This window comes from Dorea sp. YH-dor226 (assembly GCF_039832105.1).
GTDB lineage: Bacteria > Bacillota > Clostridia > Lachnospirales > Lachnospiraceae > Dorea_A.
Window position 1 is genome coordinate 73,994 of sequence record NZ_JBDOHS010000007.1, and the last position, 16,398, is coordinate 90,391.

Sequence of the window (16,398 nt, forward strand, 5' to 3'; positions counted from 1 at the left end):
CTAATTTTCTCCAATCATCATCCGGATAATTTCTGCATTCGTTTCTTTCATGCCATCTTTTCCAAGACGCCCGATATTATGTATCGTTGCCTCTACTCCTTTGGTCACGATACCATCTCCTGCATAGAACTGCTGCCCCTGAAGAAACATGTGATATCCCAGGATTCCCGCATCCACCGATGCAGCAATCTTGGCTGCACAGGATGCCTTCGCTCCATCACACACCATACCGGATACGATTGCCAGAGCATTGACCACTGTATGAATTACCTCTTCATAGCCTCCTCCACACAGATAAGCAATTCCGGCTCCTGCCGCCGCTCCGGCACTTACTGCACCACAATATGCCGACAGTCTTCCGATTCCCGTCTTCTGATGAATCGCGATCAGATTCGAAAGTGCCAGTGCACGATAAGTTTTTTCCTCTCCCGCATTCAACTCTTTTGCATATTCCAGAACCGGAAGAGAACAGGTCATTCCCTGATTGCCACTTCCGGCATTGATAATGACCGGAAGCTCACACCCGTTCATTCTTGCATCAGACCCTGCTGCCGCACGTGCTTTCGCCCGGTTTCTTACATCATCGCCGTACATAGACAGGAGCACACTTCCTATATTCGCACCGTAATCCCCACGCAGACCTTCATCTGCAATCGCCGTATTATACTCTATCTGTCTGCTCAGAACTTCCCGGATATCATCTATATCTACTGTATTAATAAAGTCCCAGATTGCCTCTACATCCAGAAGACTTCTGTCTGTCAGTCCCTCTTCCGACTCTCCTTCTACCGGAATATCGAGAACGATTTCCCCGTTCTTCTCGATTCGCACAATATTCGTATGATAATTGGCGATCCGCACCTTTGCACTGGAAGCTCCCTTATACACTTCTATAATAATATCAAATACGATCCCATTATCGATATAATCTACCGTAATCTCTGTCTGTTCCAGAAATTCTGCGATCTGATTCCTTTTTGCTTCGCTTACCTCTGAGATTACTTCCAGCTCCTTTTTTGCTTCCCCGGCAACAATTCCTGCAGCAGCTGCTGCCGGAATTCCTTTCAGATGATTCGTATTCGGCACAATCACACTCTTTACGTTTTTAATAATACTTCCACTGGCACCTATCCACACACGATCCGGTATTTCCCCTAATACCTCTCTCGCCTTTGCTGCCGCATAAGCCAGCGCAATTGGTTCCGTGCACCCCATTGCCGGAATCAGTTCCTCTTTCAATATCTGAACATATGCCTGATATTTTTCATCCGTTTTATTCATTTTGATCCTCCTTGACATAGGTTATTACAAGAATTTCATTCATCCTGACTGTGATTCATTCTTATCTGCTTTTATTATAACCGGAAATCATGATACGGGAAAGGGTTACTGCAACTTTTACCTTATCTTATAGCTCAAATTCTTTCAGAAGCTGCTCCTGATATTCTGCATCCATTGCTGCTTTCATAATATCTCTTATTCGATCCTGTTCCAGAAGTTTCCGATTCAGGCTATTGATACACTCTTTCCCTTCTTCTCTTCCTTCTTCTCTCGTCTGTCGCATATGTTTTTCTTCATCATATTCGTAAATACTCACCGACTTCGCCTCCGCTCTGTTCTCTGACAAAAACTCTGCCATAATTCCTTCCTATATACATTCTTCTATTGCTTTTTCTACGGCTTCTTCCAGCATCATTTCTTCTGCATACTTACGGACCCGCCATGTGTATTCCGCATAATCCTTCAGTGCCCGGCACGCCTCTTTTAGAACTTCATTCTTCCCCGGATTAATATTCAGCAACATTGCTTTCAGTTCCAGAGAGGGGTCAAGCTCCGGAATTTCATATAAATCTGATAAACTTAACTCCATCTTCTCCGGAAGCCTTTTGATTCCATTATAAAAGATGACAGATTGAAAGCATTGAGATTTCCTGTCAGATATTTTCAGACGATATCAAAGATGCGTTTCCGCTTAGAAATTAGAAATGTAATACTTTACATATACATTAACACAATTTTTGTAAATTTACCAGTATATTTTATTTGAAATAATCCCTAAACATCTTCTATAAAAAATTTTCCTTATGCGGCAAGAGCTCATCCCATAAACAATGGCATGAGCTCTTTCTATATAAACTTTTATATCCCTTTATTCTTCCGCTTTACAGATGCAGCACTCTCTCCTTGATCTCCTGCGTACGTCCCTGATTCCAGAATTGTGTTCCAATGTATCCACAGGTTCTGCGGGCAACGAACATTTTGTCCTGATTCTGATTACCACAGTTCGGACATTCCCAGATCAGCTTTCCGGACTCATCCTCTTTAATCAGGATCTCCCCGTCATAACCGCAGCATTCGCAATAATCACTCTTGGTATTCAGCTCTGCATACATAATATTATTATAAATATACTGCATTACAGACAATACTGCCGGTATGTTGTTCTGCATATTCGGTACTTCAATATAGCTGATCGCTCCTCCCGGAGACAGCTTCTGGAAGTCGGCCTCAAATTTCAGCTTCTTAAATGCATCGATCTGTTCTGCCACATGTACATGATAGCTGTTGGTAATATAATTTTTATCCGTTACACCTGGAATAATTCCAAATCTCTTCTGCAGACATTTTGCAAACTTATATGTTGTAGATTCCATCGGAGTTCCGTATACAGAATAACTGATGTTCTCGGCTTCTCTCCACTCTTTGCACTTGTCATTCAGTCTCTGCATTACCTGCATTGCAAACGGCTTTGCCTCCGGATCCGTATGAGATTTTCCAAGCATACGTACACACATCTCATAGAGTCCTGCATAGCCCAGGGAAATCGTAGAATATCCATTATATAAAAGGCGATCGATCTTCTCACCCTTTTTCAGTCTTGCCAACGCACCATTCTGCCACAGAATCGGTGCCACATCAGATACCGTTCCAAGCAGACGCTCATGTCTGCAGCGAAGCGCGCGATGACACAACTCCAGACGTTCATCCAGAATCTCCCAGAATTTCTCCATATCTCCTTCGGAAGAACATGCCACATCTACCAGATTGATCGTGACAACTCCCTGATTGAATCTTCCGTAGAACTTATGACCTCCGTCCGGATTCATCTGCGTATCTTCTACCGTCAGGAAAGAACGACATCCCATGCAGGGATATACTTCACCCTTCTTCAGTTCCTTCATGATCTTTGCAGAAATGTAATCCGGAACCATACGCTTTGCAGTACATTTTGCAGCAAGCTCTGTCAGATACCAGTACTTGGAACCTTCTGTAATATTATCTTCATCCAGAACATAGATCAGTTTCGGGAACGCCGGTGTGATCCATACCCCCTTCTCATTCTTAACTCCCTGCATTCTCTGGAGCATAACTTCCTCAATGATCATTGCAAGATCGTCACGGGTTCTTCCTTCCGGTACTTCATCCAGATACATAAACATCGTTACAAACGGTGCCTGTCCGTTACAGGTCATCAATGTGATCAGCTGATACTGAATCGTCTGGATTCCGCTCTTGATCTCATCCTTCAGTCTGCGCTCTGTCACTTTGTTAATAATATTCTCATCCAGATTCTCGCCGCATTCCTCACGTTCAGCGATAACATTTCTACGGATCTTCTGACGGCTGATATCAACAAACGGCGCGAGATGTGCCAGTGTAAAAGACTGTCCTCCATACTGATTACTTGCAACCTGGGCAACGATCTGTGTCGTTACATTACATGCTGTAAAAAAGCTGTGCGGTTTCTCAATCATAGTCTCACTGATCACAGTACCATTCTGAAGCATATCCTCCAGATTGATCAGATCACAGTTGTGCTCCTTCTGTGCGAAATAATCAGAATCATGAAAGTGAATGATTCCTGCTTCGTGTGCACGTACAATCTCTTCCGGAAGCAGCACACGTCTGGAAAGGTCCTTGCTCACTTCACCTGCCATATAATCCCGCTGTGTAGAATTGATGACCGGATTTTTATTGGAATTTTCCTGATTCACTTCTTCATTCATATGCTCCAGAAGAGAAAGGATTCCATTATCCGTTGTATTAGACTTACGGGTCAGCTCGCGTTTATAGCGATAACGTACATACTTCTGTGCGACCTCGTAGCCTCTCATCTCCATAATGCCGGTCTCGACCATATCCTGGATGTCTTCCACATTCACTGCATGGGTGGATCTCTGAATCTGCTGTGCAACATTCTCCGCAACCGCCATGATCTGATATTCATTCATCTGATAAAGCTTATCAACTTCACCATTCGCAGCCTTAATTGCATTGATAATCTTATTCAGATCAAAGTTTACTTCCTCACCATTTCTCTTGATTACATTCGTTTTTACCTCAATATTCATATCTGTCCCTCACTTATATCTGCTGACAATACCATGGGTGTTCCCCGTTCTACACCACCAAATATTGTTCCTAACCAACCAGTTTCGCACAACATCTAGTGCATATACTATGATACCCCATAATCATCAAAAATAAAAGAGGAAATTTAACGAATTCAAATATTCGTAATATAACACAATTTTTCATTCTATTTTTTATCCAATTCTAATAATTCTTTGTTCTATTCTGTAATTGATCTAACAATCGGTCTGCAATCTCCTCTACCTGATCAAATCTCATTACCGGTTCATCATATATCTCGCTTTCCCAGTCCGTCACGATCAGAAAACGTCCTTTTGGATTCGATATCGGCATTTTTGATATTTCTTTTCTGATCACTTCAATCTTGGGGTACTCGCTTTCTTTCATTCCCTCAATCAGAATCACATCTGCCTCCGGAAACATTCCGATCAGTTCCTCGTCTTTCTCCCCGGTTCCGGTTTTATGTATAAAAATCCGATACGAAGAAAACACCGCTGTTCCATATGCCCCTGCTTCTTTCATGCGGAAACTGTCCGTTCCTTTTATATCACATTCAAAATCATGACCGTCATGCTTGATCACTGCCGTTTTCAAACCCCTGTCCGTAAGATTTTTTACCAGCCCGGTAAGAAGCGTCGTTTTTCCGGAGTTTTTCACACCACATACCACAGCAATCATCTGCTTTTTTCTTTCCATTTCCATCTCTTCTCTCGATTTCACCGGATTCATATTTTCCGATATTCTTCTATTGTATTGATATTCCGAATCATCTGTTCATACTCCGGCTTTCCGGATACATCCACATATACAATATCCATTTTTGCAAGTGCATCTCTCATCCGATAGTTTCCGGACTCAAGCTGCTCTTCCAGAACCGTCAGGATACGTTTTCTGTAGATTGCTGCAAGCGGATGTATTCTGCCTTTACTCACCGGCACTGCCCCATCATGGTCCGCTATATGTTTTTCAAGCAGCACATACAATTCTGATTTTAAAAACGGCATATCACACGCTGCCACCATCAAAAGCTCCGATTCACAGACACAAAGTCCCGCATGAATCCCGGCAATGGGGCCACATCCCGGATATTCATCCACAACCACCCGGCAGCCCTCATAATTCGCATGGATGTCCCTTCCATACGAAATCCACAGCCGATCTGCCCGCCGCTTCATTTCTCTTGTTAATCGATCCATAAAAGTCTCCGCTTCCATCTGAAGAAACCCTTTATGCTTTCCTCCCATGCGTGTGCTCTTTCCGCCCGCCAATATTAATCCGTCCATAATACACCTCAAACTGTAACCCATTTTATCTCTTTTTGTCAGGCAGGTCAACCGGACAAACAAAAGCAGCCTGTTTCAAAAAATCTTGTTTTTTCATCTTCTCTGTGCCATGATAGATACCAGAAAGGGGAATGCAGACTATGGTTGAATTAAATGACAAAGCGATTGATTATATGAAACGTCTGAATTTTAAAGATATTGTCCTCAATATTGAAGAAATATCCAGCTGATGTGCCCCTCCTCGTCTGGAGATATTAGTAGATTTTACTAATAAAAGTCAACAGGAATTAACAGAACAGGGGTATATCTTCGATAACAGCATCCTCGGAAAGGTATATTACAAGCCGGAAGGGATAGAAGTATGTGGTCAGATCCATGTAAATTACATGGAATATCCCTGGCTCAGCTGTTTCGAAACCGAGGGGATCCGAATGAAAAAAAGATAACAGAAAGACGCCGCACTTCAGGCATCGCCCATATCTATCTCCAGGATCTCCTCGATTGTTATCCGGGTACCATCTTCCATCACAAGAATATGTTCATATTCTTTCATCCCCTGTACTCTTCCGGTAACACGTACATACACACCACCGTCTTTTTTCTGATCCGGCACAAAATAAGTCACTGCAATTGCCGGATGCTCCCGAATCCGTCCTTTTAACCGTAAAAGCTTCTGATTGATCCGTTCTTTTTCATATTCATCCAGCTCAACTCGTCTGTCCGTCAGTCTGGACACCTCACGAATCGCATTCCCGTACCCGGTCAGCGCCTGAAACGGAGCAAATTGTGCCGCCCTTACAGACACCTGCATCTGAGGATGCGTCTTCGATATGTGATGATTCCGGTGAATCATGTCACTGTAATCATTTTCCCTGCCTCCCATGTGCATCCTCCCATCATTATGCTTTATGGCCTCCGATCTGACCATTTCTTTCAATCGTCATAGCGCCTTCTTCCAGGTTCATTCCCTTCAGAATCGCATTTTTTCCAAATCTCTTTTTTATACGAAGCACCGCTTCCTGCATCCTTCTTTCTTTCTCAAACGCCTTCTCTTCTTCAGCTCTTTTTTCCCGCTGTGCCTCATAATCTGTAAAAAGATTCAGCTGCTCGTAGGTTTCTTTTCTGCCGGCCTGTGCTTCATCTATCACATGATTGGCCGTAAGATATATCCTTCTCACCAGAAGTTCCCTGTCAACAATTCTTTCATACAGATGCATAACTGCATCCATGATCTCTCTTGTAGATGAAGTCTGCCTGTCCAGATTCACCGTTCCATGTGCATGCTTCGGTACCGTTCTTCCGTAATGATCAGTCTTCACCTTCCCCCGATATGCCTTTTTCTTCTTTTCAGTATTCAGGTTCTCAATATCGTATCCAACCGTCAACACGATCTGATCCGTCACCAGATGTTTATCGACCAGATCCAGTACCAGGAGATCTGTCATCTCCCTCACAATCAATCTGGCTTTTCCGTAATCATAGGGATGCTGCAGTACCTGTCCGGATCCCACGCTGTTGTTCTCCGGCTGATATGCCTTGACATCTGCAATTGTACAGGGCTCCCATCCCCAGGCATGATCAATCAGAAGTTCTGCATTCACACCAAATGTCTGATACAAAAGATCTTCATTATAATATTCCGATGGCCTGCCAATAGAACATCTTGCCACATCCCCCATCGTATACAAGCCTCGTTCCTCCAGCTTTCTTGCATACCCCTTTCCTACTCTCCAGAAGTCCGTAAGCGGTCTGTGAGACCACAAAAGTTCCCGGTACGACATCTCATCCAGCTCCGCAATTCTCACTCCATCCTGATCCGGCTCGATACGCTTCGCCACAATATCCATGGCAACCTTGCTCAGATACAGATTCGTCCCGATGCCCGCCGTTGCTGTAATCCCCGTTGACTCCAATATATCACGTATGATCTTCTGCACAAGCTCCCTGGCTGACATCCGATAAGTTCCCAGATAATTCGTCACATCCATAAACACTTCATCGATCGAATATACATGAATATCCTCTGGCGCCACATATTTCAGATAAATATCGTAAATACGCGCACTGTATTTCATATAAAGTGCCATCTGCGGAGGAGCCACAATATAGTTCACTTCAAGGGCCGGTGATGCTTCCAGCTTCTGTGCATCATCCGACACTCCCTGAAACACTCCGCCAGGAGCCCTGCACCTTCGTTTTGCATTGATCTCCCTTACCTTCTGTACAACTTCAAACAGCCTTGCCCTTCCTGGAATCCCGTAGGTTTTCAAAGAAGGGGATACTGCAAGGCAGATCGTTTTCTCCGTACGGCTCTTATCCGCCACTACAAGATGTGTTGTCAGCGGATTACGTCCACGCTCTACACATTCCACAGATGCATAAAAAGATTTCAAATCAATCGCTATATAGACCCTGTTTGTTTCCATTATACCCCTTCTTTTTTCGAACTTATGTTCGTTTTTCATTTCAATTATATCGAACTTATGTTCGTTTTTCAAGTGGAAAATATATGGAATATCTCTGTACATCAGACCTGCTTTTGCGCTATACTGAAAAAAACAAAAAATATGGAGGAAAATATGGATTTATTACTGAATACACAGGAAGAACTTCACCGCATTGAAATATATAATGAATATCTGAAAAAGATCCCCGAATTACTGAAACAGCTGGAAACCGTCGAAAATATGTACCAGAAAGCTGTTCTCGAAGAATCCATGCTGAAGGGAAAAGATATGGAAGACCGCAGTGTCATTCTGTATGCCGATCGTCTGAAGCGCATTAGAAAGCAATGTGAAGAACGGACCCTGGACATCAGGCAGCAATGCCGCCTGATCTTTGAATTAAAGGCCCGGATAGAAACTGAAAGTCACGCTCTGAAGGCTTTAATGCCCTGACTTTCTCTCCTTAATTTCTTTGACAATGTTATTATACGCCTTCCGGTTCAGGCGATAGAAGAATAACACCAATGCTGTGATCATCCACAGGATTCCCGGAATCGTCGTAAAAGAGTGCTTCATGACTGCCAGGACCGTATCATTTTGCTGAACATTAGCGGCATATCCACATGCCCCAAGCACTGCTGCCAGTACGGAAGTTCCAATTGCCATTCCCACTTTATTTCCCAGGGAGATAAATGCATACTGAAATCCGTCATTTCGCAGACCGGTTTTCCATTCACCATATTCAACACAGTCCGGAATGATCGCATAGATGGCCGTATTAAATCCGGAAAAGAAAAACTGTGCCAAGCAGGAGAACACATAAAATGGTATCGGAGAACTTCCCACACTGAAGAAATACATAATAAACATACTGATTCCTGTCAACAGGGCAAATACAGACGCTGCACGACCTTTGTTATTCGTCAGCTTAAACAGTGGAGGAAAGCACGCTGCTCCGATAATGGAAGGAATGATGATGCACAGTGAATACGTACTGAATAATGCTTTGTTGCCTTCCACATAGGTAAAATAATACAGAGCATCTGCATTTCTTCCATAAAGTGTCACACCAAACAGGAACTGTCCCGCAACAGCGATCAAATATGGTCTGTTCTTCATCACTGCTGCAAGCTGTACCTTCAAAGAAATCTTCTGTTTTTCCGGTATCTCGACCGTCTCTTTTGTTTTTGCAAAGCAGAAAATATGACATGCTGCAAAGATACATCCATAAATGACCGCCACCAGAAGATACCCTCTTTTATCATTGCCATTTCCCAGTGCCGCAATCAGAGGCACTGTAACGATATTAATGATTCCGATTGCGATCATGGCACTGACAGAACGAAATGTATTGATCTTCGCACGTTCTTCTATGTTCTGTGTCATAGCTCCACATAAGGTTCCGTAAGGAATATTGACACAGGTATATCCCAGGACCAGAATACAATATGTAACTGCCATATACACAATCTTGGCAGTGGATGACCACTCCGGATGTGCCCAGAAGGACAGCATCAGAACCAGAGCTGTAAGAGGAGCCCCAATGAGAAGCCAGGGCCGGTATCGTCCCCATCTGGTATGTGTCTTATCGCTCAATGCACCGATCACCGGGTCATTAATGGCATCCCAGAATCTTGAGAACAGCATCAGCGCTGCAACCGCACTCATACTGATTCCAAATACATCTGTATAAAAAATCATCAAAAAGTTTCCAACAAACATCCAGCTGAAATTACAGCCCACATCACCCATACCATAAGCAACCTTACTGATTAAGGGTACTTTTATATTCGTATCTTTATTCTCCATGACATCCCTGCCTCCATCGTAATTACTGTTTAAAATCCATCTTTTTATTCTGCAATCTGAATCACTGCTTTTACAATATCCGCCTTATTATTCACACTGTAATCCATCGCTTTCTGTACTTCATCCAACGGGAAAATATCTGTAACGATCCCTTTTAAATTGACTTTTCCGGATGCTACCGCATCGATCGCCATAGGATAAATATGGCGATAACGGAATACCGTCTTAAATGTCAGTTCTTTATCTAACACCAGACTCATAGGAAGTGTCATTTCACCAGATTTACTGTATCCGACCAGAACAATATTGGAGCCCTTCTTCGCCATATGAATTGCCTGTCTGGTCGTAATCTCCGTGCCGGCCGTCTCAATCACAAGATCCATGCCTTTTCCATCTGTCAACTGACGCACTCGCTCAAGCACATCTTCTTTTGCTCCATTGATCACTCCGGAAGCTCCCAGCTCCATCGCTTTCTCCAGACGCTTCTGCATCACATCAACGACATAGACTTCCGATACACCTCTTGCCTTCAAAGCCATCATCGATACCAGACCGATACACCCGGCTCCCATTACTACAGCCTTCTGCCCCAGATGGGCATCTCCCTGGATTGCTGCATGAAAACCGACTGCCAGTGGTTCAATCAGTGCACCTTCCAGCGTACTTACATTTTTCGGCAGCTTAAAGCAAAGATCTGCCTCATGTGCTACATACTCCTGGAACACCCCATCCACCGGCGGTGTTGCAAAGAACACAACATCCGGACACAGATTGTATTTTCCCTGTTTGCAGAATTCGCAGTGACCGCATGTCTTTCCGGGTTCCAGAGCAACTCTGTCTCCGATTTTCAGATGGCTGACATTCTCTCCCACTTCTACGACCGTACCACCCGGTTCATGACCGAGCACAAACGGAGGCTCTACTACATAATCCCCGATTGCTCCGGTCTCATAATAGTGCAGATCTGAACCACAGATACCGACATATTCCAGTTTTACCAGCACTTCATCTGCTTTCGGCTTCGGAATCTCACGCTCTTCAAATCCCATTTTTCCAATCCCATTCATAACTGCTACTTTCATCTTACCTTCCACTTTTCCTTCCTCCTGTATCTGCTCTTTTTTATTAAATCCTTTATTAAATAGTTTTATTATGTATTTTATAATAGTTTTTAGACTTACATTTGTCAATAGAAAGTATTGTAACTTCTTGTTTTTTGTAAATACTCACCATTTTCCCTCCTTGTTTTTGTATGCTTTACACAAAAACAAGTTCCCTATAGCGCAAAAAAGGACTGGCACAAGATCAGGATTATATATCCCAGCCTTACACCAGCCCTTCATTCTATATTCCATTATATCTGTTCAATAAACAACTCTATTACGTACAATGCTGCTCCAAGCGCTGCCGCCCCCGTTTTATAATTGCATACTTTTACAAACTGCCCATCCCCTGAAAACGTATTCCTGTCAGCCACCTTTTTTCGTATCTCCAGAATGTGATCTTCCAGATAACTCCCCACATATCCTCCCAGGACAATGTCATAATCAAATACCATATGAAGATTATTGACTGCGATTGCCAGATAATCGGTATATCGCTCCCATGCATCTTTATATTCCTGTCTGTCCTGCTCCAGACCGACAAAAAAATCTCCCAGCTTTTCTCCCGCAATTTCATTCAGCCTTTTTGCAGAACAATAAGAGTCCAGGCATCCCGACTTACCACAGTAGCAGGGAATTCCGTCAGGAACGATCGTCATGTGGCCAACCTCACCGCAGCGAAACTCGTCTCCATAGACAAGCCGATCATCACTGTACAATGCACCCCCCACCGTATTGCTGAGTGACAAATAGAAAAAACTCTTCTTTTCTTCCGCCTGAACCCCTTCCGCATACGCCCCGGCATTCGCATCATTCAAAAAGAAGCACGGATATGGAAAATATCGTTCCACCTCCCGAAAGGCCAATGCCTTTACGTCCAGTGCGTGAGAATTAGTGATTGCCTCCTTCTGCAGGTCTACGATTCCCGGAAATGAAATACCGATTCCCAGTATTCTCTCCTTATCAGCGTGGCTTTTCTCAAGAAATTCTTCTAATTGTTTATTTACACCGCAAAAATAAGCCTCGCTTTTATCAAATGGATCATATATCCTTTCATAATTCAGGATCTCTCCCTTAAGGTTCGTCAACAATAATCCAATGTGATTCCTGGTAATGTCAAGGCCGACTGCAAGCCGGGAATTCTCCTCAATTGACAGGGCCTTTGCCTTTCTTCCCCCGGTAGATTCCAGTTCTCCTCGCTCCGTAATTAATCCCATTTCTATCAATTCTTTCGTATTCTGAGTTACTGTCGGGAGGCTCAGTTTTAATTCATATGCAATATCCGGGTTCGACACCACCTTACACTTACGCACATAACGATAGATTCGATTTCGATTTTTCCTCTTTACCTCCATATTTGTATTTTTCGCTTTTGCCATACTTCCTCCAGGTACCACTTTATTAAAGTGTTTTTTTTAGTATATCATCATCTATTTGTAATTACAAGATGACAACCATGTCCGGTTTTAATCACATTCCCAGCAGCTCCTTCGGATTTTTCACCATCATCTGCCGGATCTCTTTTTCAGATATCCCGGATTCATACAGCTTTTTGGCAAACATTTTCATTCCTTCTGCCGGATCCGGGCTTTTGATCTGTCCAAGATCCGAAGAAAGAAGAATCCTGTCCGCGCCTGCCTTTTTTATGCTTTTCAGAATCTCTTCCCAGGAACACATCCCGTAATAGGGTGTATAAAAACAGTGCTCCAGCATTGCTCCACATGCAAGATACTCCTGCTGAAGACTCAGATCCGCATTTGTAATCGGGAAAGATACATGACTTACAATCATCCTGCGGACTCCCATGGATGCTGCTGCCTTAAGAAGTGCCAGACTTTCAGACGGGGACAGATGCCCGGTTGCAAGAATCATATCCTGCTCCTGAATCTGCTTCAATACAGGATAAACCTCCGGAATCAGTTTCCGGTTCTCATCCATGATACGTATCTTTCTGCTTCGTCCGGGCTGTTCATTTCCACCACCCAGATGTTCATTCGAATGATCCTTTTTATATTCCGCATCACAAAAAGCATCCACCGTAGGGAACCAGACGATCCTTCCTCCCATTTTCCCACAGGCGTATACGGCGGCCTCATTCAGACCTCCCACTGCATCATTCAATACAATTCCACCATATACCTTTACAGAAGGAACCATTTCCGACACAACCGCCGCCCGCGCACTGGTATCTCCATGATGGCATTTGCTGACATATCCGGACATTCCGGCTTGCTGATACTGCCGGGCAAGCTGAACATCCGTATACTTTCTCATAACGATATCCGGTCCGGCATGTACATGAAGATCTATCGAACCCTGAATTAACTCTCTTCCTATATCCATATGTTTCCTCCACCTTCTGTTACACTTATCTCTTTTGCACCTATTATAATATAATTCTCCGTAAATACACAGATTCTCATAAGATTATTCCACGCACAAAAAAGGAATCACCGCCCCCGAAGCTCTAAGTCTTCAAAAACAGTGATTCCTAACTGCGCGATCAGGGGCTCGAACCCTGGACACCCTGATTAAGAGTCAGGTGCTCTACCAACTGAGCTAATCGCGCATATTCTCTTTTTCATTACATTCTCCGTAACGACAAGTGTTATTATATAATATGATTTTCAAAAATGCAAGTGTTTTTTTACTATATTTTCATATTTTTTTATTCTCCTTCATATATTAGAAGGGGAGGTGCCATCTATGAATCATTTACGAAAATATTACAACAAAAAAGATCTGCCTTATATAGCTGTCACCGCAGTACTCGGTACGCTGAATCATTTTCTCTACCGTCTGTCAGGATATTCTGCCTTTACGGCTCTGTTCTGTCCGATCAACGAATCCGTCTGGGAACATACGAAACTTTTATTTTTCCCTTTCTTTTTTCTGTCCGTCTGGCGATATGCGCATAGACGCAAATCTTTCTCTGCATACTTTTATTCCCGTTTTCTTGCAGTACTCTGTGGAATGGGATTTATAATCGCTGCATTCTATACATATACCGGTATTCTCGGAATGCATTTTCTTGTTGCAGACATTCTGATCTTCTTTGGAAGTATCCTGATCAGCCATGTTTATGCCTCTTATTTTTATGTTCTTCTTCTGACTTCAAAACATACAGCCCGTCATATCGCTCTTCCATCTTCCGGCAATGTGTGTATCCTGTGGATTGCTGCAATACTGCTTTTCTTTATTTTCACCTGCTATCCTCCCAATCTTCCTCTATTTTATCCAATCTTCTGAATTCTTTATGTTTTTTTTCGCAAAGTGTAGTATAATCAGTTTAACTTTATTGCGTTACAATAAGAGAGGAGGGTTTCATATGACTCATGAACCTGTTGCCTGTAAAATAGAACATCACGCCATGATGTTTGCATTTCTTGCGAAGCACGCAATCGAAGAGTGCGGAGAAAAAGGAAAGGATGCCATTCTTGCAGGCATGACCACCTACGGAAATGAACGTGGTGCCAGAATGGCTGCAAATGCTCTGGCACACGGAGACGAACTGAATACGATGACCAATCAGGCCTATGGCGAATGGAAGCCTGACTATGATGGACAGATGGAATTCGGCATGCTGAGAACCGAACCGACTCTGCAGACCTATATTTCCAGATGCGCCTGGTGCGAAGCATGGAAGAAGCATGATATTACCGAATACGGAAAATACTACTGCGTAAATGTTGACAACGCAGTATATCAGGGATTTCGAAAGGATTTCGTCTGTACTCCGACATCCACCTCATTAAGCTGGGGCGGAGAACGCTGTGAATTTGACTGGGGACATCCTCTGTCTTCCGAAGAGGTGGAAGCACTCGCTGCCAAGAAAAAAGCGCTTGGAACTTCCTGCATGAAAGATTTCAACTATCACACTGCACATTTGAAACACACTATCTGCAAGACGTTACTGGACACATTTGGTCAGAAGGGTCGGGAGATCATAGATCTTGCTCTCGCCGATTACGTTCACACATTTGGCCGGGAGTATCTGGATGTTCTCGACGGTGTATACACTGCTGATTAGCCAGAATATTTTAGAGCTATTTACATATTACTTCAGGAGGTACTTCGTACTGTGAACACGAATAACGATGACAAAAACATAATTGCCGGATGGCTCGCGGCACATCGATCTGAACTGATCGATGTTGCTGATTACATATATGCCCATCCGGAACTTGCTTATGAAGAAACACTTTCATCCAGATGTCTTGCCGATTATCTGGAGCATCAGGGGTTCCGGATTACCTGGAAAACTGCCGGTATTGACACTGCTTTTACTGCAGAGTGGGGAACCGGAAATCCTGTACTTGGATTTCTTGCTGAATATGACGCACTTGCCAGTCTCGGACATGCCTGCGGACATAATCTACTTGGAACTGCCGTTGCTGCTGCTGCCTGTGCGTTAAAAGACGACATGACAGCAAACAGGACATCCGGAACCATCCGTGTCTACGGCTGCCCGGCAGAAGAGATCATGTCCGGAAAGATCGTAATGAATGACCAGGGTGTATTTGATGACCTGGACGTCGCTGTCACCTGGCATCCATTCGACCGAAACCGGATCAGCAATGATATCTGGCAATCACAGGATATCAAAAATTATCGTTTTCACGGAGTCAGCGCACACGCATCCAAAGCACCGGAAAATGGCAGGAGTGCACTGGATGCTGCAGAACTCATGAACATCGGAGTCAATTATCTGAGGGAACATGTCCCTTCCGATGTGCGGATGCACTACGCATACATTGATAACGGTCAGCCGGCCAACGTCGTTCCCGACTTCGCCATGACCAACTACTTCATCCGCTCCAGCCTTCACGCCCGCACAGAAGATGCGAGCCAACGCGTTGATAACTGCGCAAAAGGAGCCGCACTTATGACGGGCACCACCGTGGACATCGAATTAGTCAAGAGCTGCAAAGAGATGAAAGTCAATCGCGTACTCACTGAACTCTATTACGATGCCATGACCCGGATTCCGACTCCGGAATATACTGAGGAAGAATTGAACTTCGCATCAAAGATCACAGAAGAAGCCGGATTACAGAATAATGGTCACTATTTTGAAGGACTGGAACCGTTGGAATCCGAACCCGTTCCCATCTCCATCGGCACCGACGCATCTGAAGTCAGCCACACCGTTCCACTCATCACGATCAGTGCCGCCACCATGTGCAAAGGTACCCCGCTGCATCACTGGGCGGCTGCCAGACAGGCAGGAATGAGCATCGGACACAAAGGCATGATGTATGTAGCAAGATGCATGGCAGAAGGGACAAAATTATTAATAGAGACACCCGGAAGCATAGAAAAGGCCTGGGAATTCCATAAAGGGACAGGGCATTTTTAATTTGGGACGGAGGATTTTTAAATATT

Annotated in this window: 16 protein-coding genes and 1 tRNA gene; 4 read left to right on the forward strand and 13 right to left on the reverse strand. The window is 43.8% G+C overall.

Translation table 11 applies throughout. The features are described from left to right. From ABE547_RS07745 to ABE547_RS07780, 8 genes are all read right to left on the reverse strand, one after another. Entirely contained in the window at positions 1–1,281 is a 1,281-nt protein-coding gene (locus ABE547_RS07745) for an L-serine ammonia-lyase, iron-sulfur-dependent, subunit alpha (RefSeq protein WP_347378239.1), read from the reverse strand. Between the two features lie 127 nt (positions 1,282–1,408). Then, complete coding sequence (locus ABE547_RS07750) at positions 1,409–1,639, reverse strand: hypothetical protein (RefSeq protein WP_347378240.1); 231 nt, start codon at positions 1,637–1,639, stop codon at positions 1,409–1,411. A 9-nt stretch (positions 1,640–1,648) separates the two neighbouring features. Next, on the reverse strand, positions 1,649–1,870 hold the full coding sequence (locus tag ABE547_RS07755; protein ID WP_347378241.1) for a hypothetical protein: 222 nt from the start codon (positions 1,868–1,870) through the stop codon (positions 1,649–1,651). Positions 1,871–2,162: 292 nt separating this feature from the next. Further along, a complete protein-coding gene (gene nrdD / locus ABE547_RS07760; protein WP_347378242.1) occupies positions 2,163–4,352 on the reverse strand; it encodes an anaerobic ribonucleoside-triphosphate reductase in 2,190 nt (729 codons plus the stop codon). Between the two features lie 205 nt (positions 4,353–4,557). Continuing rightward, on the reverse strand, positions 4,558–5,070 hold the full coding sequence (gene mobB, locus ABE547_RS07765; RefSeq protein WP_347378243.1) for a molybdopterin-guanine dinucleotide biosynthesis protein B: 513 nt from the start codon (positions 5,068–5,070) through the stop codon (positions 4,558–4,560). 29 nt (positions 5,071–5,099) lie between these two features. Further along, entirely contained in the window at positions 5,100–5,657 is a 558-nt protein-coding gene (locus ABE547_RS07770; RefSeq protein WP_347378244.1) for a molybdenum cofactor guanylyltransferase, read from the reverse strand. Between the two features lie 463 nt (positions 5,658–6,120). Further along, complete coding sequence (locus tag ABE547_RS07775; RefSeq protein WP_347378245.1) at positions 6,121–6,540, reverse strand: hypothetical protein; 420 nt, start codon at positions 6,538–6,540, stop codon at positions 6,121–6,123. 16 nt (positions 6,541–6,556) lie between these two features. After that, complete coding sequence (locus tag ABE547_RS07780; protein WP_347378246.1) at positions 6,557–8,083, reverse strand: DNA methylase; 1,527 nt, start codon at positions 8,081–8,083, stop codon at positions 6,557–6,559. 153 nt (positions 8,084–8,236) lie between these two features. Here ABE547_RS07780 and ABE547_RS07785 point away from each other — a divergent pair, with 153 nt between their 5' ends. Next, positions 8,237–8,554, forward strand: a complete 318-nt coding sequence (locus ABE547_RS07785; RefSeq protein ID WP_347378247.1) for a hypothetical protein — start codon at positions 8,237–8,239, stop codon at positions 8,552–8,554. Here ABE547_RS07785 and ABE547_RS07790 read toward each other — a convergent pair. From ABE547_RS07790 to ABE547_RS07810, 5 genes are all read right to left on the reverse strand, one after another. Beyond that, positions 8,543–9,910, reverse strand: a complete 1,368-nt coding sequence (locus ABE547_RS07790; protein ID WP_347378248.1) for an MFS transporter — start codon at positions 9,908–9,910, stop codon at positions 8,543–8,545. The two genes, ABE547_RS07785 and ABE547_RS07790, sit on opposite strands and share 12 nt — an antisense overlap. A 44-nt stretch (positions 9,911–9,954) precedes the next feature. Further along, the gene (locus ABE547_RS07795) at positions 9,955–11,004 is read right to left on the reverse strand and encodes an NAD(P)-dependent alcohol dehydrogenase (protein WP_347378249.1); all 1,050 of its coding nucleotides are present in this window, start codon (positions 11,002–11,004) and stop codon (positions 9,955–9,957) included. Positions 11,005–11,264: 260 nt separating this feature from the next. Further along, the gene (locus tag ABE547_RS07800) at positions 11,265–12,392 is read right to left on the reverse strand and encodes an ROK family transcriptional regulator (protein WP_347378250.1); all 1,128 of its coding nucleotides are present in this window, start codon (positions 12,390–12,392) and stop codon (positions 11,265–11,267) included. A gap of 91 nt (positions 12,393–12,483) precedes the next feature. Continuing rightward, the gene (locus tag ABE547_RS07805) at positions 12,484–13,356 is read right to left on the reverse strand and encodes a DUF6282 family protein (RefSeq protein ID WP_347378251.1); all 873 of its coding nucleotides are present in this window, start codon (positions 13,354–13,356) and stop codon (positions 12,484–12,486) included. A gap of 153 nt (positions 13,357–13,509) precedes the next feature. Next, positions 13,510–13,582, reverse strand: a tRNA-Lys gene (locus ABE547_RS07810). A gap of 137 nt (positions 13,583–13,719) precedes the next feature. On the opposite strand from ABE547_RS07810, the gene ABE547_RS07815 reads away from it, so the two are divergent. The 3 genes from ABE547_RS07815 (at position 13,720) to ABE547_RS07825 (ending at position 16,372) form a co-directional block, all read left to right on the forward strand. Further along, positions 13,720–14,262 (forward strand): DUF6512 family protein, encoded by a 543-nt coding sequence (locus ABE547_RS07815; RefSeq protein WP_347378252.1) that lies wholly within the window; start codon positions 13,720–13,722, stop codon positions 14,260–14,262. Positions 14,263–14,341: 79 nt separating this feature from the next. Beyond that, positions 14,342–15,043 (forward strand): L-2-amino-thiazoline-4-carboxylic acid hydrolase, encoded by a 702-nt coding sequence (locus ABE547_RS07820; RefSeq protein ID WP_347378253.1) that lies wholly within the window; start codon positions 14,342–14,344, stop codon positions 15,041–15,043. A 51-nt stretch (positions 15,044–15,094) separates the two neighbouring features. Then, the gene (locus tag ABE547_RS07825) at positions 15,095–16,372 is read left to right on the forward strand and encodes an amidohydrolase (protein ID WP_347378254.1); all 1,278 of its coding nucleotides are present in this window, start codon (positions 15,095–15,097) and stop codon (positions 16,370–16,372) included. Positions 16,373–16,398 lie beyond the last annotated feature (26 nt).

Coding starts and splice junctions, on each gene's coding strand:
- ABE547_RS07745 (WP_347378239.1), bottom strand. CDS start 1,281: ATGAATAAAACGGATGAAAAATATCAGGCATATGTTCAGATATTGAAA.
- ABE547_RS07750 (WP_347378240.1), bottom strand. CDS start 1,639: ATGGCAGAGTTTTTGTCAGAGAACAGAGCGGAGGCGAAGTCGGTGAGT.
- ABE547_RS07755 (WP_347378241.1), bottom strand. CDS start 1,870: ATGGAGTTAAGTTTATCAGATTTATATGAAATTCCGGAGCTTGACCCC.
- nrdD (WP_347378242.1), bottom strand. CDS start 4,352: ATGAATATTGAGGTAAAAACGAATGTAATCAAGAGAAATGGTGAGGAA.
- mobB (WP_347378243.1), bottom strand. CDS start 5,070: ATGGAAAGAAAAAAGCAGATGATTGCTGTGGTATGTGGTGTGAAAAAC.
- ABE547_RS07770 (WP_347378244.1), bottom strand. CDS start 5,657: ATGGACGGATTAATATTGGCGGGCGGAAAGAGCACACGCATGGGAGGA.
- ABE547_RS07775 (WP_347378245.1), bottom strand. CDS start 6,540: ATGGGAGGCAGGGAAAATGATTACAGTGACATGATTCACCGGAATCAT.
- ABE547_RS07780 (WP_347378246.1), bottom strand. CDS start 8,083: ATGGAAACAAACAGGGTCTATATAGCGATTGATTTGAAATCTTTTTAT.
- ABE547_RS07785 (WP_347378247.1), top strand. CDS start 8,237: ATGGATTTATTACTGAATACACAGGAAGAACTTCACCGCATTGAAATA.
- ABE547_RS07790 (WP_347378248.1), bottom strand. CDS start 9,910: ATGGAGAATAAAGATACGAATATAAAAGTACCCTTAATCAGTAAGGTT.
- ABE547_RS07800 (WP_347378250.1), bottom strand. CDS start 12,392: ATGGCAAAAGCGAAAAATACAAATATGGAGGTAAAGAGGAAAAATCGA.
- ABE547_RS07805 (WP_347378251.1), bottom strand. CDS start 13,356: ATGGATATAGGAAGAGAGTTAATTCAGGGTTCGATAGATCTTCATGTA.
- ABE547_RS07815 (WP_347378252.1), top strand. CDS start 13,720: ATGAATCATTTACGAAAATATTACAACAAAAAAGATCTGCCTTATATA.
- ABE547_RS07820 (WP_347378253.1), top strand. CDS start 14,342: ATGACTCATGAACCTGTTGCCTGTAAAATAGAACATCACGCCATGATG.